Below are 21,721 nucleotides of genomic sequence, written 5' to 3'. Positions count from 1 at the left end.
CATGGCCTCCTTCGCGGTGATTGCAGTCTTCTTCGTGCTCGGGGAGCAGCACTGGGTCTCGCACCCTACCTGCTGCTGCTCGCCTGCCCGTTGATACATCTCTTCCATCACGGCCATCGCCAGGGCGATCATGATCGGACGAAGACGGACAATCTCGGATGAACCACGCTCACGCGGCGCAAGCCCTTGCCGACGTCGGGACGTCCGCCGAGGTGCTCTTTGACTACATCGACGACCAGGCCAGTCTCGGGTCGCACATGCAGAAGCCTTCGATGATGATGCTCGGCGGACGGATGACATAGGGATTCGACGACGCCCGCGGCCGCGCCGTGGGTTCCGTCATCAGGATGCAAGGCAAAATGCTCGCTCTCGTGCTTTCCGTCGAGGAAGTAGTCACTGAGCGGCAGCCACCCCGCGGAAAGGCATGGGAGACACGGGGGCATCCGAACCTGGTCGGTGCCTACCGGATGGGATTCGAGATCAATGCCTCTGGCCAGGCTTCGCGGCTGCGCGTGTACATCGACTACGACTATCCGGGCACGCTCGCGGGCAAGCTCCTCGGCCCGCTGTTTGCGCCGACCTATGCCCGTTGGTGCGTCGACCGCATGGCCAACGACGCTGTCCGAAGGTTTCGGGGTTTCGCCGAAGCAGTTTAGCCGGAGCAGCCTCCCTCCCGCGCCAACTCCAGATGGCTGGCGAAGTTCAGGAGTGACGACAATTGTAGCGGACCAGCACTTGTCTGCCGTCACTCCTGGATGGTCGGACTTATCTAAGCAGCCATCTCCCGGCAGCTCTCCGCGCATCGGCGGCAGGCGTCGACACAGCTCTGCATGTCGCCGATCCGCTCGCAGTCGCCGGCGCACTCAGCGCAGATTTCGGCGCACTCACGGCAGACGTGCTTGTGATGCTCCGAACCGATGAGCATGAAATGAGCCGAGGTTCGGCAGATTTCAGCGCAGGCCATCATAAGTTTGAAATGCTGCGGCTCGGTATGCTTGCCGCCCAATTCCAGGCAATGGTTCATCGCCGTCGACAGACATTCCCGGTAGCAGGCCAGGCAGTTGTCGATGCAGGTTTTCATCTCCGGTGATTGATGATGATGCATGATCTTCGTCCTTTCGCGGGAATTGAGGGTTACTTGGCGTGTTCGTTGACCCAGGTGGTCATCTCCTCGATCTCTTTTTTCTGCGCGTCGATGATCTTGTCAGCCATGGCCTTGGCTTGCTGGTCGTCACCATATTTCAGTTCGACCTCCGACATGCTGATCGCACCCATGTGATGGGCGATCATTCCGCAGACGAAGGAGACGTCAGGGTCTTTGGCCATCATCCCATGCATCATGGCGGGATGCATCTGCTGCATGCCCTCCATCATCGCCTTCTGGTGCTCGGCCATTTGCCCCATCGGCATTTCCGGCGTTTTCATGTCGCCGCCGGCGGACATCTCCCACTTGCAGGCGTCCGGCATCGGCATCTGAGCCGACGCGACCGTGGTTGCCGACAGAAGGATCGTCGGCAAGGCTACTGCGGCGACGGCGAAATTGAGGACGGTTTTCATCGTACTCTCCTGTTTTGTTTGAGAATGGGTTTCGGTTCAGGCGAGCTGGCGCTTCGGCGGCGGATGAACCGCGCGGACGAGCAGGAACGGCATGGGATCGTTTAGGAGTGGCGTCGGGACGCGGCAGCATGCGAGCCCGCACATGGCGGCTCCGCAGGAATCGGGCAGCAGTGCAAATTGGTACAGCAACCGGCATGATGCGCGGATATGGGATAGCGATGGCCGGACTCTGCGACTGACGGGCAATTGGGATCTGCGCTGAATTGGCCAGCCGCCGCCACGCCGTGGAGGTTCACCACCATGAGGCACAGGGCCGCAATTCGGACCAAGCGGTAAACTGTTTTTAGCACGGGCATTGGCGGCGCAATTCCTTTCGCCTTCAAACGCACCTTTGAGAAGAATGTTCCCGCTTGCGCTGGTTCTGAAAACTCAGAACCCCAGGGCTGAGGTTGTCCCGAGCGCCGCCGCCGCGAGCACGAGATAGCGACCGGTCTTTGCGACTGTCACGAGTATCAAGAAGGACCATAACGGCTCGCGCAACACTCCGGCTATGACCGTCAGCGCATCTCCGAACAGCGGCATCCAAGACAACAGCAATGACCACCGGCCGTACCGCCTGTACCACCCGCCGGCTCTTTCCAGCGAGGATATCTTCACCGGAAACCACGCCCTGCCCTGAAAGCGATCAATGAATCGGCCGAGAACCCAGTTGCACACCGCTCCGAGAACATTGCCCACGCTTGCGACGACGATCAGTCCCGGCACGGAGAATTTTCCCGCGGCGAGCAGACCGATGAGCACCGGTTCGGATTGAAACGGCAGGATGGTGGCCGCGCCGAAGGCAACGGCGAACAGTCCCACGTAAGCGGTGAGACCAATCATCACGACGGATCCCTATTCCGCGGCGTCGGTGCGATCGGCTCTCACGGTGCTCGTGGTATTTCTTCTTGACCTTGCCATGGTTGGAACCCCTAGAAGCTTGACTGGATGTCGCCGACCGGGGTGCACTCATTGTGCAGCGCCACATAATCGACGCGAATCATCGGCTAGATGAAGCGCGTAATTGACAACTTCCGGACTGATGGTAGTCCTCCGGTATGGATATGTATCGAATCACATCGGCAAAAATGCTGGTTCTGTTTCGCTTGGTGATCATCGCATCACTGGCTGGATACTCATTGCCTGCTGCTTCGGCAGCAATGCATGGGTCGATAGCGACATCCACGACCGTCCCATCTGACGACCACCACGACATGACAAACGGCAACCACGTCCATGGAGACGAGAGCGCCTCTCCGGGTGACATGCAGAAAATTGCAAAGCAGGAGTGCTGCAAAGATTTCTGCGTGAGTCTTGCGATTATCGCGACCCCCGAAGTGGGGGGCGGTCCCGTCGTGACGGCTTCCATCCGCGAATTCATCGACGACAATCGTGTCGTTGGCGAACTCGTGCCGCTGCATCGACCCCCTAATATCTGAATAGGACACGCCCGTCCTTGCGGGTCTGAACGTGCGTAGGTGGGTTATTGCCCGCTGCGCCGCTGCCATCTCCTATTCGGATTACACCATGAAACCCATATTTCTGGTGGTTGCCTGGCCGCTTTTCGCAAGCGGTTGCGCTGCCACGTTGCCTCCTGAAGTCATTGCTTCAAGCGATCTTGCCGACCTGCCGGTCGACGTTCGTCCGGTCCGCCACCAAAGCCCGGTTTCGGGCTACACGCACCGCGTCCCGGTCGATCCCAAACCGTGGCGAAACCAGAATGACGCACAGGCTCCTGAAGGAGACGCGTCATGACGATTACCAAGGTCAGACTTGCGGCGGTGCTCACTCTGCCGCTCATCCTCGGCGGGTGCGTCTCGGCCGCGGAATATTCCGCTACGAACGCCGGGTTTTCGTCCGTCTCCGCGAAGACGGTCGAGGCGGCCGGAAAAGACACCGTCTGGATCCAGAACCAACACGATGCCCAGGCGGTGTCTGGTCGCGTGAAGGCCCTGCTCTCAAAGAAAAGCGTCGACGTCGAGACGGCCGTCCAGGTCGCTCTGCTCAACAACAAGGGTCTTCAGGCGGCCTATGCCGATCTTGGCGACTCGGCTGCCGATGCCTGGCAGTCCACCATGCTTGTGAACCCGACGATCGAAGTGGGGTTGATCGGAATTGGCACGCCGGGACTTGAAGCGTTCAAGACCGTCGAAGGCGTCATCGCTTCCAACATCCTGGCGCTTGCCACCCACAAGCGGAACGTGGAAATCGCCGACACAGAGTTCCGGAAGGCGCAGCTCGCCGCCGCTATGCGGACGCTGCAACTGGCGGCCGACACCCGGCGCGCCTGGATCAACGCCGTTGCCGCATGGGAGACGGTCGCCCAACTCAACCAGGCTCAGGCTGCCGCGGACGCAGCCTCGGAACTCGCGCAGAAGCTCGGGGAAGCAGGCTCGCTGACGAAGGGCGGCCAAGCCAGGGAGCACGTCTTCTTCGCCGAACTCGCAGGGCAGTCCGCCAAGGCGCGCCTCGAAGCCCGGCTTGCCAAGGAGGAACTGAGCCGGCTCATGGGACTGTGGGGTTCGGATATCGAGTATCAGATTCCGAACCGCCTGCCACAGCTTCCGAAGGGCCTGATGAAGCGTGACCTCATCGAGGCGGAGGCGCTCCAGCGGCGCGTCGACCTGCAGATGGCCAAGCTCGACCTCGAGGCCACGGCGAAATCCTACAAGCTCACTGAAGCGACACGCTACGTCACCGACCTCGAAATCCTGACAGGCTTCGAGACCGAACGCGAGCTTGAGGACGGCGAAAAGGAGGTCGACACCACCGGGAACGTCGCGCTTGAGTTCGTCATCCCGATCTTCGATTCCGGAAAGGCCCGGATGCGCAAGGGCGAACTGGCCTACATGCGGGCCGCAAACTTGCTGGCAGAGAAGGCGGTGAACATCCGCTCGGAAGCCCGATCTGCCTATCAGGCATACCGGTCGAACTACGACATCGCCCAGCACTACAGAAACAGCGTCGTGCCGCTCAGGACGAAGATCGAGGAGGAATCCCTCCTCACCTACAACGGCATGATCACCAACACGTTCGAACTGCTCGCCGACAGCCGGGAGAAGATCAATTCAATCCTCCTCGCGGTCAATGCAAAGCGCGACTTCTGGCTCGCCGAAGCCGACCTTGCCCCTGCCATCTACGGCGGCGGCGCTGGAGTCGGACGCGGAGAGACCGAGGTCGCAGCAGCCGCTGAATCCGGCGGCGGCGGTCACTGAGAAAGGACACCCACATGTTCAATAGAAGACAACTACTGGGCGTAAGCGCGGCAATGGTTTCGACAGCAGCCTGGGCGAAGACATCCAATATGGGCCTGCCCGAGGCCGCGGTGATGGAATCAGCGGCAACCCAAACACCGGTCCGGCCTTCGACAGGGCCGGACTACAATCCAGTCGTCACTCTCAATGGGTGGACCCTGCCCTTCCGGATGAACAACGGCGTCAAGGAATTCCACCTTGTCGCCGAGCCGGTGGAGCGCGAGATGGCGGAAGGCATGACAGCCCATCTCTGGGGCTACAACGGCCAGTCGCCGGGTCCGACCATCGAGGCCGTCGAAGGCGACCGCGTGCGCATCTTCGTCACCAACAAGCTGCCGGAGCACACGACGATCCATTGGCACGGCATGATCCTGCCGTCGGGCATGGACGGCGTCGGCGGGCTCTCGCAGACGCACATCCCGGTGGGCAAGACCTTCGTCTACGAGTTCGACCTCGTGAAGTCCGGGACCTTCATGTATCACCCTCATTCCGACGAGATGGTGCAGATGGCCATGGGCATGATGGGCTTCTTCGTGATCCACCCAAAGGATCCGAAGTTCATGCCCGTCGACCGGGACTTCGTCTTCCTGCTGAGCGGCTACGACATCGATCCGGGCACCTACGTCCCACGTGTCATGGAGATGACGGACTTCAATCTCTGGACATGGAACAGCCGTGTGTTTCCGGGGATCGATCCGCTCGTCGTATCGAAAGACGACCGCGTCCGCGTCCGTGTGGGCAACCTCACCATGACGAACCATCCGATCCACATGCACGGGTACGACTTCGAGGTGACGTGCACCGATGGCGGCTGGGTAAGGCCGGAAGCGCGCTGGCCGGAGGTCAGCATCGACATCCCGGTCGGAGCGATGCGGGCCTACGAGTTCGACGCCAAGTATGTCGGCGACTGGGCGATCCATTGCCACAAGTCGCACCACACCATGAACGCGATGGGACATGACGTCCCGACCTTCATCGGCGTCGATAAGAAATCCGTCGCCGAGAAGATCCGCAAGATCCAGCCCGAGTACATGCCAATGGGCACCGCCGGCATGGCCGACATGGGTGAGATGGAAATGGAAATCCCGGAGAACACCGTCCCAATGATGACCGGATGGGGTCCGCACGGCCCGATCGAAATGGGCGGCATGTTCTCCGTGGTGAAGGTCCGCGAGGGTATTTCCGCGGGCGATTACACCGATCCCGGCTGGTACGAAAATCCACCCGGTACGCAGGCTTGGGAATGGACGGGAGAGCTTCCCGACACGACCAAGGCCAAGGATGCAAAGACACAGGTCACGCCGAAACCAGCAAAGAACGGCTGATCTCTTCTCCCAACCAAACAAAGGATTGAAACATGAAGACTGCAATCATCGGACTGTTCCTCGCGGCGCTCGCCTCCCCGGCCCTCGCCTCCGGCTCGCACGCCGGCGGCCACGGCGAGGCCATGGCGGTCGGCGAACCCGGCAAGAAGAGGCAGGCCACGCAGACCATCCGCGTCACCATGAAGGAGACGGACGACGGCAAGATGATCTTCACGCCGAACACCTTCAAGGTCCGCAAAGGCCAGACGGTTGTATTCGCCATCAAGAATGCTGGCGAACTCGACCACGAGTTCGTCCTCGACCAGGAAGACAAGGTTATGGAGCACAAGGCCGTGATGGAGAAGTTCCCGGAGATGGAACATGACGACCCAAACGCGATCCGACTGGCCGCCGGAAAGTCCGGCGAGATCATCTGGAAGTTCACCAATGATGGCACCTTCAAGATCGCCTGCCTCGTTCCCGGCCACTACGACGCCGGGATGCACGGCGACGTGACCGTGGCCAAGAAGTAAGCCAAATCAAGGAGACACGACAATGAAATCGATCATCAAGTTTGCCACGGCGGCCACTTTCGCCGGAGTCCTCGCCACCGGCGCACTCGCTGCCGAATTCACCAAGGGCACCGTCAAGAAGGTCGATGCCAAGGCGAAGAAGGTCACGCTGATCCACGAGGAACTGAAGTCCCTCGAGATGCCAGCCATGACCATGGTGTTCCGCGTCAAGGATGATGCCCTGCTCGAGAAGCTCAAGGAGGGCGCGAGCATCGAGTTCGTCGCCGAGCGCGTCGAAGGCAAGCTCACGGTAACGGAAGTCAAGTAGTCCGATATCGTCAGGGACGCGGCCGTTTCAATGGCCGCGTCCCACACACCTTCACGGTGACCGAGAAAAGCGGGCTCGGCCGACAGGTATGTCTTCGAAACCCACCCGCCTCTTCAAGCGACAAATATGACGTCTTCACTTAGCGCCCATTGGGACACCGCACGGGAAATCCGTTCAATCCTGTTGCGGTTCGTCGCCTTCGCCATCCTTCTCGCCAACCTGTTGCTGGGCGGCAGGGACGGTGCCGAAAGGACCCATTTCCTTGTCGTCGTCAGCTATCTCGTCATCAGCATCGCTTCCGTGGCGACCGCACGGTTCCTGCCCGGCCTCTCCTGGCTGAAGACGTTCTTTGTCGTTCTCGACGCGCTGCTGGTCACCCTCATTCTGTATGCGCACATTCTTGGCGGACCGGTTACCGAAAACCACAACTTGACGACGACCAGCCTGGTGGTTGCGTTCATCCTGCTCAACCATGTCGGCCTGAAGCTGGACCGTCGGCTCGTCCTTGTGTACTCCGGCATCGTCCTCGTTTCCTGGGTCACCATGCTGGCCATCACAGCCGCCAGACATCATACGGCTGATGCAGTCTCGTTGATCGCGTCCTTCTTCAACCAGGACCTGGGCCTCACGGTCAGCTTCGGCTTTACCGCCTTCGCAATCTATCTGCTCGCGAAGGATCACGACCGGACACGGAAGGAAGCCCTGAGAGCCGACAAGCGGCGTCTCAACCTTTCGCGCTTCTTCTCGCCACTCGTCGTCGGGGACCTCGAGGAAGGAGGCCCCGCGCTTGATCTTGAACGCCGCAATGCAGCGATCATGTTCGTAGACCTGCGGGATTTTACGAGTTTTGCCGAGACAGCGCCCGCGCGCGAACTGGCCCTGGTGCTGGCGGAATACCGTCACCTTGTTTCCGGGACCATCTTCGAACATGGCGGACCGTCGACAAGTTCATCGGGGACGGGGTCATGGCAGTGTTCGGCCAACCCAAGCCCACCGAAGACGATGCAGACCGGGCCTTGGCATGCGCTCTCGACCTCGTCGATGCCCCCAACGACTGGAAGAACCACAGCACGCTGAACGGCTACCCTGCGCTGAAGGCGGGAATCGGCCTGCACTATGGCACGGTCTTCGGCGGCGTTCTGGACAGCGGATGCCACAGCGAGCTGACGGTCATCGGCGACGCGGTCAACGTCGCCCAACGTTTGGAGTCCTTGGCCAAATCACTTGATGCGCCGCTGGTCGTATCGGCCGCCCTGATGGCCCGGCTGCAAAGGCCAGTTCCACCCGCCCATTGGATACCGCAGAGTTCGGTTGCACTGCCGGGACGGCGGATCCCGATTGATACCTGGCACCTGCGCCGCGAAGCTGGGCTTATCCAAGCCGAGGCAGATTCAGACTACGAAACCGGACTTTCACAGACTGCCCTCCAGAGATCGTCCTTCCAGTCACCTGCCGCACCCGACATGCGTACGGGATAATCGATCCCCCTGACTGCGACGGTCGCCGGTGGATTGCATCTGACAAGTGCCCGATGTTTTCCGGGGTCGCTGTAGAGCGCTTCGCCCAGCCCGTTCGTCTCTGAGAGCGAGATAAGCACGTCATAGTCGTATCCCACTCGTTCCGCGGCTTGATTGGCAACAAGACTGAGGTTCACAACCGTGTTGTCGCCGAAGTGAGCCGTATGAAAGACAATTGGCTCCGTTGCTGCCGGACTGGCCAGGAGCAACATTTCAAGCGCAAGGACTGACGCAACGCCACGCATTCACCCCTCCCTTGGTTCATGCGAAGGAGAGATCATACCATAGCCACGAGCGAGCGTGTCGGTGAATCTCGTAGTCGAACCCGGAGCGAAGTTTAGCCGATCCGGACGACGGCCTCGGAAATGAAGGCAAAGCTCGGTATGGCGAGGTTCTCCGGTGCTGGCCCTTTACGAATGCGGCCTGCGGTATCGTAGTGCGATCCATGACACGGGCAGAACCAGCCACCGAAATCACCGGCCTGTCCAAGAGGGACGCAACCCAGATGGGTACAGACACCGATCATCACGATCCAGTTCTCCCGCCCGTCACCGGCAGAGCGGGCAAGATCGGTCGCAGGTTGATCGTTGGATAGATTGGCGTTCCGCGCCACAGGGTCCTTGAGCTCCTCAATTGCGACCGCGTTCGCCGCCTCGATCTCCTTTGGGGTACGGTTGCGGATGAATACCGGGCGGCCGCGCCATTTGACCGTGAGTGACATACCTTCGCCGAGCGAGGATATGTCCACCTCAATGGAGGCAAGCGCAAGCGTCGAGGCGTCGGGGCGCATCTGGTCGATGAACGGCCAGGTCGATGCCACGGCACCCACAGCACTCGCCATGCCTGTCACAATAAAGAGAAAATCACGGCGGGTAGGTTCGCGTGTCTCGTTCATGGCCATGGGACTGCTGCCTTCACGACAGACAAGTGCTCCATATGCACCGGTTGCTCTCCCATCCGTTCAGGGATTTTGCGCATCGCGCGCGATCGCCCACGTGTTACTCCAACCGGTGGGGGACCGCCCTGGGGCGCTGAAGTTCAGCACCCGAATGCGATTTTACCTCACAGTGCGGGCTAATGAAATGCCTCGGCCACCGGCGGATCTCCGTCCCTGTCGGCCTGACATAATTGCGGGCGAATACAATCCGTCGGATGTCGTACAGGCAGCGGAGCATGCCCCAACAGGGGGAAAAGCGGAACACCGTCGCGACGGCCCTGCCCTTGTCTGGGTCGGAGCGACTCGATCTCCACAACGCCAACGGGAGAGTTTGGTCCCGCGGCGTCCGCGCGTCGTCCGCCCTGCCGCGCTTCGACCATTCGGTGATGGATGGCTTTGCGGTGCGATCGCCTGATTTCACTGAGCCCGGCCCGTGGACCTTGCCGATCTTGAGAACGATGGCAGCCGGCGACGGAATGTTGAAGCATCGGTCCAGCCCGGCACGGCAGTGAAGATATACACTGGTGCGCCAGTTCCGCAGGGCTCGATCCCATGTCGCTGCCCTGGTGGTCTGTCAGGTCGACGTCCGACCGCGTGTCTGGGTCGCGCTACTGAGCACGGGTTCCGAGCTCCAACATCCCGGTGAAGCCCTTCATCCAGGGCATATTTACGATTCCAACCGATATATGGCAGCGGGAATGCTGTTGTTGCCTTGGATCGAGTTTACGGACCTCGGTCATCTGCGAGACGATCCTGGCGCGATACAAGAAGCGTTGCAGGAACATGATGTAATTCTGACGTCCGGAGGCATGTCGCATAGTGCTGCCGATCATATGTGGACGGCACTGGAGGCTTGCAATGCGCGGCTCGAGGTCCTGAACGTGGCCATGCGACCCGACAAGCCGCGTTCGGTTGTTGAGGAACGCGTTCGGATCGCGCTATCTCTGAGCATGGAAAACTGAATTAAAATCGCCCGTTATCAAACATATCTCAACCAAATTTGAAGCCGAAAAGACCACCTTCTTTGGTGTCGTCTATAGTCACCGGCAGGAGCTTCGATGCGATATCGACGTCCTTGTTGAACTCGAGTTTCTCGAACTCGTCGGAATTCATGAGCACGATGTACTGGCCGCCCATCTCATCCGCGAGTGACGATCCGATCTCCAATGCCGTGGCGACCTGTCGGCTGTCTAACGAACTTTCGACGGCAGGGATGACGGCGCAAAGAGGACGTCCGAAACGTGTCGCAAGAAACTGGATTCGAGTTGTGCGTCTGAGCTTGTGTTCGAACGTAGAACCTTGACCCCTATCAGCGTCAAACATTGGCCCCAGCGGATCTACTCAAATGGTTGATGGCCACTCGCGCAAAAGAAAAATCGCTGATAGGTTGTATACGTGCTGATCTTGCAGGGGGAACAGATGGACGACGCAATACGTTCGGGGAACATGGTGCTTGGACATGAAGGGCTGGAGCTGGGCCGTATTCATGCCAGATCAAACAACAGAAAGGTTCTCGCTTACTGGCTCGGCTTTTTGAAAGGCATTCTCGCCAGCGAAAAGATTGAGACATCGGAGTTCGAGCCACTCAGGGTCGAAGCCGAGAATTTTCTCAGACTCCTCCACGATCCTGACGCGCATGAACTAATCGAAGACCTTCTTATCTGGAAGAACGAGCCAAATGAGATCTTCGACATCATCGAGAATATTGTTGTTATGCGCTCGCGCGACTTTATCATCGAGAGCGAAAAAGATGAAATCAACGAGCTCTATGGATTCTGCGCCGGCATCGCGTGCGACAATCGCATAACGCCTGGAGAAGTGGAAAGGCTGCTGCAGAAACTCGGCGACTATTCCAGGATTCAGGAGGATCGGCGGGTGCTAAACCTTCGGGACGCGGCAAGGCGATCGATTGCCGACGGCAGGATCACCCCTGAAGAGTCTGACGACATCTGCGCCTGGATCACACATCTGGTCGGCGACAGCGCGACGGATACAGGCATTGCTACCCTCGGGAACGTCGGCGTCCTTAAAGGAGCCCTTGCCGACCACAACGAGATTGTCTTCGACCGACGCATGTTCGTGCTAACCGGCAAATTCACCCTCGGTCCTAGGAAAGCGGTCCAGCGAATGATTTCCGACCGAGGGGGCGAGTTCAAGAACAACGTCTGCAGGAACACCCACTACCTTTGCGTAGCGGCCGAAGCGTCACGCGATTGGCGGCTTAGTCACGAGGGCTTGAAGATATTCAGGGCTATCGAACTGCGGAATGAGGGCCTTGGACCGCACCTAGTGCACGAGGCTACGCTCGCTCACGCACTTTCTCGATGACGGCGTCGTGAGTGACCCTCGTCTCTGTGTCTTCTAGGGGCCAAGGCCTCAGTTTTGCGGTTGGAACTGGATCATGGCTCTGTTGAGGAAGTTCAGGCCTCTGCGATTGTCAGCGACCACATTAGTCGCTGGCAGTGTTTTGGCAGCTTGCACAACGATCGATTTCGATAAGCTGCCGGCGGGGAAATTTTCCGGTACTCTCATCGTCATGTGGGTTGGTGAAGGCCGCTCTTCTGGAGACGGAAAATTTGTATTTGTTCCTGATCCTGACAACCGGCTGACCTTCACACGAGCAGGGTCGGGCTCGATGCCGATCACGCCCAGCGTGATGTATACAGACGGTGGCTCCGTCCCCAAGGTTGTCCAACCATTCCGCGGCTTCAACCCATGGGGATACGCTCCTGCATATATGGTCCATGACTGGTTGTTCACCGCACATCACTGCCTCATGGACGCAAAGACGGACCGAATTTATCAGGTGGGAAATATGGAGTTCGATGAATCTGGACGGGTCCTGGGAGAGGCGATTCAGACACTCATGGCCGAGAAGGTCGTTTCCGAAAACGACGTAGCGAAAAAAGCGATCACTGCGGCCGTCAGAAGTCCGATCGCCGAGAAACTTTGGGAGGGGCATAGCGGTCAATGCAATAGTGACGCCGTGTCGCCAGCGCATCTAGCGGAGGTTGAACGAGCGATCCCAGGATCTACAAAGGAAGAATCTCGGATTCGGAACCTAGATACCGCAGTGAAGGCTCGTTCGTTCCAACGTCCATCGAATGCCATTGAAGTCGGCCGCATTTCCTTTGGAGAGTAATTTTTAGAGAATTCGACGCTAACGAGAGGTTGGTCCGATTAGACTGATCTAACGAGCATTTGCGACCAGCTTGCCTGCTAGCATCCGGCCGTCTTCATCAAATAGCGACGGGCCGGATCGCCGCGAGGCACGCGCTTTTAAGAACTCAAGCGGGCGATGTGAACGACCGAAATGGGGACGCGAAGCGGAAATCATTTCTGCTATGGGGCCGTGGAACGAACCCGCTGCGCGGGAGGGCGCCCGCAGTTGAGGTAGAGATCAACAACCGGTCGTGGCGCATGCATTGAGCGTCGTTCGGTGTGAGCAGACCATGACGGGCTTCTTCAACAAGGAGCCTGACCATGTCCCATTCAGTTCTTGATGCACCCATCAGCCCGCTGCGCCAGAGGCTGATCGACGACATGAACATGCGGCGTTTCTCACGGGAGACACAGCGCAACTATCTCCGCGATATCGGGCGCCTGGCGACGTTCCTTGGGCGCTCACCAGGCACAGCGACCTCCGACGACCTGCGCCGGTTCCAGATCGAGCAGCAGAAGGACGGCGTTCCCGTGCCGACCATGAACAGCATCGTGTCGGCGCTACGCTTCTTCTTCACTCATACGGTTGATCGTCCCGATCTGGCGCGCAAGCTCGTTCGACTGGCGCACCCACGCACGCTGCCAGTAGTGCTCAGCCGCGACGAGGTTGCCCGCCTCCTAAACGCCACCACCTGCCTGAAACACCAGGCCGCATTGTCAGTCGCCTATGGTGCGGGTCTTCGCGTCGCCGAAGTGTCGATGCTGAAGGTCGCCGACATTGACAGTGAGCGCATGCTGCTCAGGGTCGAGCGCGGCAAGGGCGGCCGGTATCGCAACGCCATGCTGTCGCAAGACCTGCTCTTATTGCTGCGCCAGTGGTGGCGGGTCGGGCGGCAGCAGGGCGTGATGCACCGCGATGGCTGGCTGTTCCCCGGACAGCACGCGATGAAGCCGATCAGCACGCGGCAGCTCTATCGCATCGTCGTTGAGGCGGCCCAGGCCGCCGACATCGCCAAGCGGGTCGGGCCGCATACGCTGCGCCACAGCTTCGCCACCCACCTGCTGGAGGACGGCACGGACATCCGGATCATCCAGGTCCTGCTCGGGCACGCCAAGCTGAACAACACCGCTTTCTATACCAAGGTCGCGACCCGCACGGTGCGAACGGTGACAAGCCCGCTCGACAAGCTCGGCCTGTTCAAGCGGGGAGAGATATCGCCCGACGGCTGAGCCGTGCGCGCCTCTGTCGAGGTCGCCGACATCTTCCGCGCGGCGGGCCCCGCCTACCGGGCCGACCATGCAGGACACCTGAGCCTCACCCAACTCAAGGTCATGTCGGCGATCGAGCAGTGTCGCACCGCGGCCCTCGGTGGTCACGTCGAGGCTTGCGAGGACTGCGGCCAGTGGCGGATCGCCTATAACTCCTGCCGCAACCGGCACTGTCCGAAGTGTCAGGGTGCCGCGGCGCGGACATGGCTTGCCGAGCGCGAGGCCGACCTGCTGCCGGTCGGCTACTTCCACGTCGTGTTCACGCTGCCCGCCGAGGTCGCCCACATCGGGTTCCAGAACATAGCGGCAGTCTACGACCTGCTGTTCAAGGCGGCATCGGAGACGATGCTGACCATCGCGGCGGATCCAAAGCATCTCGGCGCGCGCATCGGCATCACCGCCGTGCTCCACACATGGGGATCGGCGATGACGCACCATCCGCATGTCCACATGATCGTGCCGGGTGGCGGCATCGCGTCAGACGGAAGCCGATGGGTATCGTCGCGCCCGGCCTTCCTGCTCCCGGTACGGGTACTAGGCAAGCTGTTCCGCCGGCTGTTCCTCACTCGGTTGCTCGGGCTGCACGATACCGGCAGGCTTACCTTCTTCGGATCGATGGCGCACTTCACCGACCGGCGGGCATTTCAGCGGCACCTGGCCCCCGTCCGGAAGAAGCGCTGGGTGGTTTATGCCAAGGCGCCCTTCGCCGGGCCTCAAGCCGTGCTTGCCTATCTGTCGCGCTACACCCATCGGGTCGCGATCTCCAACAGCCGCCTCATCCGCTTCGACAAGGACAGCATCACCTTCCGCTACAAGGACTATCGCCGCCACAGCGCCGACCGTCAGCAGGTGATGACGCTCGCAACCGACGAGTTCATCCGCCGCTTCCTCATCCATGTCCTGCCGCGTGGCTTCCACCGCATTCGGCACTACGGCCTCCTCGCCGGCTCCGCCCGCAAGGCCAGCCTCGCGCTCGCTCGCGAACTGCTGAACGTCGCCGCGCCACCTGATGACGATACCCCAGACGAACCGGACGACTTCCGCCCGCCATGCCCATGCTGCGGCGGACGCATGATTATCATCGAGATGTTCGAACGGTGGAGGCAGCCGCGTGGACCGCCGGACAAAACCACACCGAACCGGGAGACCACCCCATGACCCGGCATGAAATGATCCGGCCTCCAGCCGCAGGCACTCAGCCTCAGGCAACGAACCCACACGAGTCTATGCCGATGATCGACATTGAAGCAGGCGCGTCCCGCCGCGCGACGTGCCAACAACACGGCGCAAGGGCACAACAAAATCGTCTGTCCCCATCCACCTGGTCCTTCCTGACGGCGCTCGCGCCACCGACGCCACTGGCGGAAATCTGAAATCCCCATAGCCATCGCCATCGCCTGTGGACCGCGGGTTCCTTCCTCGGGGACTTTCGTACGCCTGCCGGCGCCCGAAACTCTTCACGACAGCGGACGTTCCGCTGCTAGGGAAGCCAACTCGAAAAGCAGACATCCGAAGCGTCGGTGCGGGAAATGCCACCCAACCGATTGGAAATTCGCGAAGCCGCCTTGCGTCAGTAGGAGACGGAGATCAGGCAGACACGACGACGGATCGGTTGCAACTCACCTCAGCGCTCGTTTCGGAGCAAGAGCCTTCCTGACAGGTAGCGATGCGCTCGGCCGACAGCAGGTTTGGGCGGAGCAATACTCGGGTCCTGTTCGGCTTCGACAACAATCCAACCCTTGTAACCGCCTTTGCGGACAAACTGGAACACAGGATCGAAATCCACGTCGCCATCGCCCGGAACCGTAAACATGCCGGCCCGGACGCCATCGTTGAAGCTCATGTCGCCATCCCGAACCCTCGCCAGGACCTCAGCTCTCACGTCCTTGAGGTGAATGTGAACAATCCGATCAGCGAAACGCTTGATGAGGCGGACGAAATCGAACTCCGCGGCGCGAGCGTGGCCCGTGTCCAACAGCAGTCCCACCTCCGGGCCTGCGGCGTCGAAGATGGCGCTGATTTCCTCGAAGGTTTCCGCCACCATCATCAGGTGATGATGGTAGGCGAGCGTCAGCCCATAGGCGTCTTTGAGCCTTCTGGAAAAGGCGGTAAGTTTGGCGGCGTAGGGAACGATCTCCGTCGGTGCCAAGGTCAAGCGTTTCGACATCGGCGCGTCGAGTGGCTCTTCGGGATACATGCGGCCGCATTCACCGTAGACCATGACCTTCGCTCCCATTTCTCTGAGCAGGGAAGCGTGCGCGTGGACTTGGCTGAGCTCGAGATCGACGTCTCGATCGGCAAGGAAGCCCGAATACCAACCCGACGCTAGACGTAGATCATGACGTTCAAGGATTGGACCAAGCACAGTGGCATCGCGTGGAAACTTTCGACCGAGTTCCACACCCGCGTAGCCTGCCGAACGTGCCTCTTCGAGACAGGTCTCGAGCGGGATGTTGTCGCCCAGGTCTTCAAGAACGTCGTTCGTCCAGGATAGTGGGCTTACGCCCAGCGAAACGCCCGGCGGAAGCTTCGATTCGGTCGAATCTGTCACCTGTTCTCTCCTACTTAAAGTTTCAGCCGAAACGGCGGCAAAGCTCGGCGCGGAAAATGCCGCGCGCCTCCGCAACGTCGCGGAACCCGATATGCGTTACAAATCGCGCAACGGTCGCCGCGGATACGCCGCAATCTTCGGCAATCGAAGACGTGCTCTCGAACGCCATGAGCTCCGGTTTTTCGAGAACCCTCTTCGCGACATTTTCGACGCGAAGAGGAAAGATGACCTGCCGGGACGCGATCGCCAGCTTCAACGCCTCAAAACTCGAAGGCGGACAATTCAAGGCGCGCATGTGCTTGCGCATGTTTCGGCACTCCCTTGCGGCCAGGCAACTTATATTAGTTGATCAGCTTGACGGTCTTGCGCTCCGAAACCGAGCCGACGCAGGCGAGCGCGATGGCGAGAGCGTTGCGGGCGTCCTCGCCAGTCGGACCGGTAACCTCGCCGGTCCTGATCGCCTCCACGAATGCGGCGAGCTGGGCGGTGTAGCCGTGGACGAAGTGATCTGTGTCGCGCCGCCAGGTGTCATTCGACACGCCTTTCTTGTCGAACAGGGTCATGCTGGAACGACGCACGTCTCCCATGGTCACCATGCCGCCGGAACCAAAGACCTCGCCACGGATGTCGTAGCCGTACATGGCGCAGAAATTGGCTTCCGCGACAGCGATCGATCCATTGTCAAATCGGACCGTGACGACCGCAGTGTCATGGAAACCCTTGTCGGCGAAGTCCGGCCGGACCAGCGCATCGGCGACGGCCGTCACCTCGACCGGCTTGGCGCCTGGGTTTAGCCAAAGCAGCGTGTCGAAATCGTGGATCAGCGTTTCGTAGAAGATCGTCCACTGCGGAATTTTGGCGGGGTCAGCATCAAACGGACCGGGGTCGCGGGTCAGTGACCGGATCAACTGAGGGCTCCCGATCTTTCCGTCATCGATCGCTGCGCGCCCCTCGGCGAAGGCCTGATCCCAGCGGCGGTTGAAACCGACCTGCAGCGGCACCTTGCCCGCCCTGGCAGCGGCAATCGCGCGATCGGCATCCTCCAGCGTCAAGGCCATCGGCTTTTCGCAGAACACCGCCTTTCCGGCTTCGGCGGCTTCGACGACGATATTGGTGTGGAACCGCGCCGGGGTCGCGATGACAACGCCGTCGATGTCGCGATTGGCGAGCAGCTCGGACACGCTCGTGTAGGCGTTCGGCGCGCCGAGTTCGGCGGCGAGCTTTTCGGCTGCTCCGGGTGCCGGGTCGGCGATGGCGACGAGATTGGCATCCACCAACCGGCGGGCGACGCTTTGGGCGTGGAAAGAACCGATGCGGCCTGCGCCGATGAGGCCGATGTTGACGGGACGATTGATGGACATGGAATGCTCCTGAAGAATGTGGTGCGTCTGATCAAATGGAGAAGGCGTTGCGGAAGCGGGTGAGCGCGAGTTCATCGTCGCTCTCCGGCCATGCTTCCATGCCGATCGTTCCGCGGTAGCCCATCGCGTCGAGCGCGACGGCAATTGCCGGGTAGTTGATCTCGCCCGTGCCCGGTTCCCTGCGGCCGGGTACGTCGGCGACTTGGATTTCGCCGATGTGGGGAAGCGCCGTGCGGCAAAGCTCGATCAGGTTACCTTCGCCAATCTGCGCGTGGTACAGGTCGAGATTGAGCTTGAGGGAAGGCCGGTTGACGGCTGAAACCAGAGCGATCGTGTCTGCCGCCTTTGCAAACGGCGTCTTCGGGTGATCCACCGCCTCGTTGAGGTTTTCGAGAACGAAGGTGACGCCTTCCTCTTCTCCAAGGTCCGCGATGCGTTTCAAGGTATCGACGGCTTTCAGCCACATGGCTCCCGTGACGACCTCGGACTTCACGACAGGCAGGCCTTGCCCGTCGAGGCCCGTACCGTGCAGATTGAGGCGCGGGCAATTGAGCTCCTTGGCGACGGGAATGGAGAGGCGCGCCGTGCGCAGAAGTTCGTCCGCGCCTGCGTCGTCCGCCAAGGTGCCGGTCACATATCCGGTCATTGACGAGAACGTGGCACCGGACCTGGCAATTGCTGCGATGTCGTGCTTCGTCCAGTCCCAGATTTCGGCCTGGAAGCCGAGCTCTGTGAGCCGCTTCAGGCGATTGATTACGGGCAAGGAGCGGAACACCATTTCAGCGCAGACGGCGAGCGTGAACGGCGACGATTTGGTCATCGTTGTCATGATTTCTTCCTGATGCGTTCGAATTTAAATCGTGCCGCCGAGTTCGTCGGAGAGCACTTGCAGTTCCTTGCCCCCGGCCATGAGGTTCTGCAGTTCGTCGATGGAGATCGCACCTTTCTCGTAGGTACCGAGGGTCTTGCCGCGATTCAAAACGGTAAAGCGATTGCCGACGGCGAAGGCATGGCGGACGTTGTGGGTGATGAAGATGACGCCGAGGCCGCTATTGCGAACCTGGTTGACGTATTTGAGCACCATCGATGTCTGGGCCACGCCGAGGGCCGATGTCGGCTCGTCAAGAATGAGAACCTTGGCTCCGAAGTAGACCGCACGGGCGATGGCGACGCATTGGCGCTCTCCTCCTGACAGCGTGCCGACCGCCTGCTGCGGATCGCGGATATCGATGCCGATCTTGTGCATCTCGTCGCGTGTCACCTCGTCCGCGAACTTCATGTCCATGCGCTTGAACGGGCCAAATCCCACCATCGGCTCGCGACCCATGAAGAAATTTCGCGTGATCGACATAAGCGGGATCATGGCGAGGTCCTGGTAGACCGTGGCTATGCCGGCATCGAGCGCATCGCGGGGGCTGTAGAATGTCGTCGACTTGCCGCCGACGATAAAGTCACCCGATGTCGGCTGGTGAACGCCCGCAAGCGTGTTGATGAGAGTGCTCTTGCCCGCGCCGTTGTCACCAAGAAGGCAAAGCACCTCTCTCGGCTTGACCACCATGGAAATGCCATTCAGTGCGATGACTGATCCGAAGTGCTTGGTAAGGTTCCTGACTTCGACCAGGGGAGTATCAATCGAGGACATCAGCGTTCTCCCGTCACGCGTTTGCGGATCACATTGTTGAACATGACGGCGACCAGCAGCATTCCACCCAGGAAGACGAGATACCAATCCTGATCGATCGATGTGTAGGTCAGGCCGATCAGCACCATCCCGAAGACGATCGAGCCCAAGAATGCGCCGATCGCAGAGCCATACCCACCCGTCAGCAGGCACCCGCCGATGACGGCCGCAATGATGGCCTCAAACTCCTTCTGGAATCCCCGCCGCGCGTCGGTCGATCCGGCGTCGAGCACAGTCAAGACGGCGACAAGCGTTGCGCAAAGGGCGGTGATGATGAACAGGACGGTCTTAACCCGCACCACAGGCACACCGGACTTGCGCGCAGCGCGTTCGTCGCCGCCGACGGCGAAAATCCAGTTGCCGAATCGTGTTCTCAAAAGAACCCATGTGGCCAGCAGCGCGATCACGATGAACCAGAGGATTTCGACCGGAATGCCGGACACCTGTGGGGTACCATTCGGAAACTTCGCGATCAGATCGTTCGAGGCGAGCCACGCGAACAGTCCTTGAAACGCATCGCCGGAAAAGATCGATGTAAGCGGGCTACCGGCGGCGGCTTCCTTCATACCCCGAAGCTGGGTGGCACCCCCGCTTGCCCACTTGAGGCCGACAAGCGTGAGGCCGCGAAGGATGAAGAGAAACGCCAGTGTTACAATAAAAGAAGGCAGTCCGGTCTTGATAACGATCTGGGAATTCACAACCCCGATGACCACGGCCATGAGGATGGCGATAAGAATCGCCACGCTCAACGGAACCTGCCAGACAACGAGGGCAGCGCCGAACACCAGGCCCGCAAACGCAACCATGGAGCCGATCGAGAGATCGTATTCACCACCAATCATCAGAAGAGACGCGCCGACCGCGAGGATGCCAAGTTGAGCGGCCGGGGCCATGAAGTTCATGATGCCGGCGAGCGTGAACATTGAAGGATTGGCGGTCAAGAGAAAGAAGACCGTTACGAGTACCAGTCCTGCCACCGCTCCGAGTTCTGGCCGACGAAGCAGCGTCGTGGCGACCGACGCCTTTTTCAACCGTTCGTCTGCGGGGGTCTTCTTGATTTTGTCATCTGCCACAATGGACATGTCGATATCCTTTGAACTGATATCCGGGGCATTGCGGGTGCTACCTTCAGATGTCGGACGGTCCCGGACGAAAAGGGCACTCAACTGCAAGCCGTTATGGAACTGAAAGAGTGTACGCCCTCCGCATCCTGGTGCGGAGGGCGCCGCGGACCCGCGTTAGCGGATGCCCTGGGCGGATTTCTCGATGACCTGCGCGGCCGTCTCCTGCGTCACAAAGCTCGGGCCAGATGCAACATTTCCCGCCGGGATCGTGCCGTATCGGGAATTGAGCGCCAGGAAGGTGACCGGCAGATAGCCCTGAAGGTAAGGCTGCTGATCGACTGCAAAGAGTGCCTTGCCGTCGGCAACAGCCTGCAGGAAGCTTGCCGACAGATCGTAGGATGCGACCTTTACCTTGTCGCCATTGCCCATCTTCTCAACGACGGCGACAGCGCGCTCGCCGACCAACGGGGCCGATAGCCCGAGGACAAGGTCGATCGACGTATCGGACGTCAAAGCCGCCTGGATTTTGGCTTCAATCTCGGCCGGATCGGCAGAGGTCGGCAGGACCGTAACCTTGCCGCCAGCAAAACCTTCGGTAACACCCTGGCAGCGCTGATCGAGCGCCGCGTTGCCGACTTCCTGGTTGACGCAGAGAACATGCTTCAAACCCAACCCGGCGAGGCGCTCCCCAACGGTCTTGCCGGCCGAAAGCTCTTCCTGACCGACATGAAGTTTGATCCCCAGCTTCGAAGCCGCAGCGATGCCGGAATTCATGGAAATTACCGGAATGCCAGCAGCCACGGCCTTTTCAATAGCCGGGCCGAGCGCATCCGGATCCGGATTGGAGATGACGATGCCGGCAGGGTTCTGGTTGACCGCGGCTTCGATCAACTGGGACATGGCGACCATGTCGAATGTTTCAGGGGCTCGATAGTCGACTTTGACGTTGCTGTCCTTGCCAGCCTGCATCATGCCGTTCTTGACGATCGACCAGAATGGATCGGAGGCCTGGCCGTGGGTCACGGCGATGATGGAAACCTCCTGAGCGAGTGCCGAACCTGCAGCAGCGCCGAGCGCTCCAACAACTGCGACACCGAGCACGATTCTGCGAAGAAATGACTTCATTACAAACTCCTCCAAAACTGTCCCACGCCCAAAGCGCGAGAACCAACGAGCGCCGAGACG

At 60.1% G+C, this 21,721-nt stretch carries 27 protein-coding genes and 2 pseudogenes; 17 read left to right on the top strand and 12 right to left on the bottom strand.

Features of this window, described 5'->3' with window-relative positions:
- The first annotated feature begins 1 nt into the window (after position 1).
- The 3 genes and pseudogenes from ACSQ2Z_RS11300 (at position 2) to ACSQ2Z_RS11290 (ending at position 656) form a co-directional block, all read left to right on the top strand.
- Positions 2-162 (top strand): annotated as a pseudogene (locus ACSQ2Z_RS11300) (DUF2933 domain-containing protein).
- The gene (locus ACSQ2Z_RS11295) at positions 159-302 is read left to right on the top strand and encodes a hypothetical protein (protein WP_436081283.1); all 144 of its coding nucleotides are present in this window, start codon (positions 159-161) and stop codon (positions 300-302) included. The pseudogene ACSQ2Z_RS11300 and the gene ACSQ2Z_RS11295 overlap by 4 nt, the downstream one beginning before the upstream one ends.
- A gap of 57 nt (positions 303-359) precedes the next feature.
- Complete coding sequence (locus ACSQ2Z_RS11290; RefSeq protein WP_436081282.1) at positions 360-656, top strand: polyketide cyclase; 297 nt, start codon at positions 360-362, stop codon at positions 654-656.
- A 113-nt stretch (positions 657-769) separates the two neighbouring features.
- Here ACSQ2Z_RS11290 and ACSQ2Z_RS11285 read toward each other — a convergent pair whose 3' ends face one another.
- The 3 genes from ACSQ2Z_RS11285 to ACSQ2Z_RS11275 all read right to left on the bottom strand — a co-directional run bounded on the left by ACSQ2Z_RS11285 (position 770) and on the right by ACSQ2Z_RS11275 (position 2,439).
- The gene (locus tag ACSQ2Z_RS11285) at positions 770-1,105 is read right to left on the bottom strand and encodes a four-helix bundle copper-binding protein (RefSeq protein WP_436081281.1); all 336 of its coding nucleotides are present in this window, start codon (positions 1,103-1,105) and stop codon (positions 770-772) included.
- A gap of 29 nt (positions 1,106-1,134) precedes the next feature.
- Entirely contained in the window at positions 1,135-1,557 is a 423-nt protein-coding gene (gene copM, locus ACSQ2Z_RS11280) for a CopM family metallochaperone (RefSeq protein WP_436081280.1), read from the bottom strand.
- A 429-nt stretch (positions 1,558-1,986) separates the two neighbouring features.
- Entirely contained in the window at positions 1,987-2,439 is a 453-nt protein-coding gene (locus tag ACSQ2Z_RS11275; protein WP_436083057.1) for a YqaA family protein, read from the bottom strand.
- A gap of 215 nt (positions 2,440-2,654) precedes the next feature.
- On the opposite strand from ACSQ2Z_RS11275, the gene ACSQ2Z_RS11270 reads away from it, so the two are divergent.
- The 7 genes and pseudogenes from ACSQ2Z_RS11270 (at position 2,655) to ACSQ2Z_RS11240 (ending at position 8,472) form a co-directional block, all read left to right on the top strand.
- Positions 2,655-3,035: a hypothetical protein gene (locus tag ACSQ2Z_RS11270; RefSeq protein ID WP_436081279.1), complete on the top strand. Its 381-nt coding sequence runs from the start codon at positions 2,655-2,657 to the stop codon at positions 3,033-3,035.
- A gap of 88 nt (positions 3,036-3,123) precedes the next feature.
- Positions 3,124-3,351, top strand: coding sequence for a hypothetical protein (locus ACSQ2Z_RS11265; RefSeq protein WP_436081278.1), 228 nt, complete (start codon positions 3,124-3,126; stop codon positions 3,349-3,351).
- Positions 3,348-4,811 carry a TolC family protein gene (locus tag ACSQ2Z_RS11260; protein WP_436081277.1) on the top strand — a complete coding sequence of 488 codons (1,464 nt, stop codon included), beginning with the start codon at positions 3,348-3,350 and terminating at the stop codon, positions 4,809-4,811. Before ACSQ2Z_RS11265 ends, ACSQ2Z_RS11260 begins: the two co-directional genes overlap by 4 nt.
- 14 nt (positions 4,812-4,825) lie before the next feature.
- Entirely contained in the window at positions 4,826-6,175 is a 1,350-nt protein-coding gene (locus tag ACSQ2Z_RS11255) for a multicopper oxidase family protein (RefSeq protein ID WP_436081276.1), read from the top strand.
- Positions 6,176-6,207: 32 nt separating this feature from the next.
- Entirely contained in the window at positions 6,208-6,687 is a 480-nt protein-coding gene (locus ACSQ2Z_RS11250) for a cupredoxin domain-containing protein (protein ID WP_436081275.1), read from the top strand.
- Positions 6,688-6,709: 22 nt separating this feature from the next.
- Entirely contained in the window at positions 6,710-6,994 is a 285-nt protein-coding gene (locus ACSQ2Z_RS11245; protein WP_436081274.1) for a copper-binding protein, read from the top strand.
- Positions 6,995-7,120: 126 nt separating this feature from the next.
- Positions 7,121-8,472 (top strand): annotated as a pseudogene (locus ACSQ2Z_RS11240) (adenylate/guanylate cyclase domain-containing protein).
- 376 nt (positions 8,473-8,848) lie between these two features.
- On the opposite strand, the gene petA reads toward ACSQ2Z_RS11240, so the two are convergent.
- The gene (gene petA, locus ACSQ2Z_RS11235; RefSeq protein WP_436081273.1) at positions 8,849-9,412 is read right to left on the bottom strand and encodes a ubiquinol-cytochrome c reductase iron-sulfur subunit; all 564 of its coding nucleotides are present in this window, start codon (positions 9,410-9,412) and stop codon (positions 8,849-8,851) included.
- 251 nt (positions 9,413-9,663) lie between these two features.
- Between petA and ACSQ2Z_RS11230 the strand changes: the two genes are divergently transcribed.
- Positions 9,664-9,960 (top strand): hypothetical protein, encoded by a 297-nt coding sequence (locus ACSQ2Z_RS11230; protein ID WP_436081272.1) that lies wholly within the window; start codon positions 9,664-9,666, stop codon positions 9,958-9,960.
- Positions 9,961-9,972: 12 nt separating this feature from the next.
- Entirely contained in the window at positions 9,973-10,410 is a 438-nt protein-coding gene (locus ACSQ2Z_RS11225; protein WP_436081271.1) for a molybdopterin-binding protein, read from the top strand.
- A 28-nt stretch (positions 10,411-10,438) separates the two neighbouring features.
- On the opposite strand, the gene ACSQ2Z_RS11220 is transcribed toward ACSQ2Z_RS11225, so the two are convergent.
- Complete coding sequence (locus ACSQ2Z_RS11220; RefSeq protein WP_436081270.1) at positions 10,439-10,771, bottom strand: DUF2326 domain-containing protein; 333 nt, start codon at positions 10,769-10,771, stop codon at positions 10,439-10,441.
- Between the two features lie 96 nt (positions 10,772-10,867).
- Here ACSQ2Z_RS11220 and ACSQ2Z_RS11215 point away from each other — a divergent pair, with 96 nt between their 5' ends.
- The 5 genes from ACSQ2Z_RS11215 to ACSQ2Z_RS11195 all read left to right on the top strand — a co-directional run bounded on the left by ACSQ2Z_RS11215 (position 10,868) and on the right by ACSQ2Z_RS11195 (position 15,252).
- Positions 10,868-11,776: a hypothetical protein gene (locus tag ACSQ2Z_RS11215; RefSeq protein WP_436081269.1), complete on the top strand. Its 909-nt coding sequence runs from the start codon at positions 10,868-10,870 to the stop codon at positions 11,774-11,776.
- 73 nt (positions 11,777-11,849) lie between these two features.
- Positions 11,850-12,590, top strand: a complete 741-nt coding sequence (locus tag ACSQ2Z_RS11210) for a DUF1353 domain-containing protein (protein WP_436081268.1) — start codon at positions 11,850-11,852, stop codon at positions 12,588-12,590.
- 341 nt (positions 12,591-12,931) lie between these two features.
- Entirely contained in the window at positions 12,932-13,840 is a 909-nt protein-coding gene (locus ACSQ2Z_RS11205) for a tyrosine-type recombinase/integrase (RefSeq protein WP_436081267.1), read from the top strand.
- Positions 13,841-13,843: 3 nt separating this feature from the next.
- Entirely contained in the window at positions 13,844-15,037 is a 1,194-nt protein-coding gene (locus ACSQ2Z_RS11200) for an IS91 family transposase (protein ID WP_436081266.1), read from the top strand.
- A 74-nt stretch (positions 15,038-15,111) separates the two neighbouring features.
- Positions 15,112-15,252, top strand: a complete 141-nt coding sequence (locus ACSQ2Z_RS11195; RefSeq protein ID WP_436081265.1) for a hypothetical protein — start codon at positions 15,112-15,114, stop codon at positions 15,250-15,252.
- Between the two features lie 251 nt (positions 15,253-15,503).
- On the opposite strand, the gene iolE is transcribed toward ACSQ2Z_RS11195, so the two are convergent.
- From iolE to ACSQ2Z_RS11160, 7 genes are all read right to left on the bottom strand, one after another.
- The gene (gene iolE, locus ACSQ2Z_RS11190) at positions 15,504-16,430 is read right to left on the bottom strand and encodes a myo-inosose-2 dehydratase (protein WP_436081264.1); all 927 of its coding nucleotides are present in this window, start codon (positions 16,428-16,430) and stop codon (positions 15,504-15,506) included.
- 22 nt (positions 16,431-16,452) lie between these two features.
- On the bottom strand, positions 16,453-16,737 hold the full coding sequence (locus tag ACSQ2Z_RS11185) for an RpiR family transcriptional regulator (RefSeq protein WP_115114384.1): 285 nt from the start codon (positions 16,735-16,737) through the stop codon (positions 16,453-16,455).
- A 34-nt stretch (positions 16,738-16,771) separates the two neighbouring features.
- Positions 16,772-17,791: a Gfo/Idh/MocA family oxidoreductase gene (locus ACSQ2Z_RS11180; protein WP_436081263.1), complete on the bottom strand. Its 1,020-nt coding sequence runs from the start codon at positions 17,789-17,791 to the stop codon at positions 16,772-16,774.
- Between the two features lie 31 nt (positions 17,792-17,822).
- Positions 17,823-18,620, bottom strand: a complete 798-nt coding sequence (locus tag ACSQ2Z_RS11175; protein ID WP_115114386.1) for a TIM barrel protein — start codon at positions 18,618-18,620, stop codon at positions 17,823-17,825.
- 24 nt (positions 18,621-18,644) lie between these two features.
- Positions 18,645-19,433: an ATP-binding cassette domain-containing protein gene (locus ACSQ2Z_RS11170; protein WP_112858082.1), complete on the bottom strand. Its 789-nt coding sequence runs from the start codon at positions 19,431-19,433 to the stop codon at positions 18,645-18,647.
- Complete coding sequence (locus ACSQ2Z_RS11165; protein WP_106666621.1) at positions 19,433-20,554, bottom strand: ABC transporter permease; 1,122 nt, start codon at positions 20,552-20,554, stop codon at positions 19,433-19,435. Before ACSQ2Z_RS11165 ends, ACSQ2Z_RS11170 begins: the two co-directional genes overlap by 1 nt.
- Positions 20,555-20,710: 156 nt before the next feature.
- Complete coding sequence (locus ACSQ2Z_RS11160; RefSeq protein ID WP_112858084.1) at positions 20,711-21,661, bottom strand: sugar ABC transporter substrate-binding protein; 951 nt, start codon at positions 21,659-21,661, stop codon at positions 20,711-20,713.
- Positions 21,662-21,721: the final 60 nt, after the last annotated feature.

The organism is Pararhizobium sp. LjRoot235, from assembly GCF_964254145.1.
Classification (GTDB): domain Bacteria; phylum Pseudomonadota; class Alphaproteobacteria; order Rhizobiales; family Rhizobiaceae; genus Pararhizobium.
The sequence above is the reverse complement of the archived record's forward strand: the minus strand, read 5'-3'. Positions and strand labels throughout refer to the sequence as shown.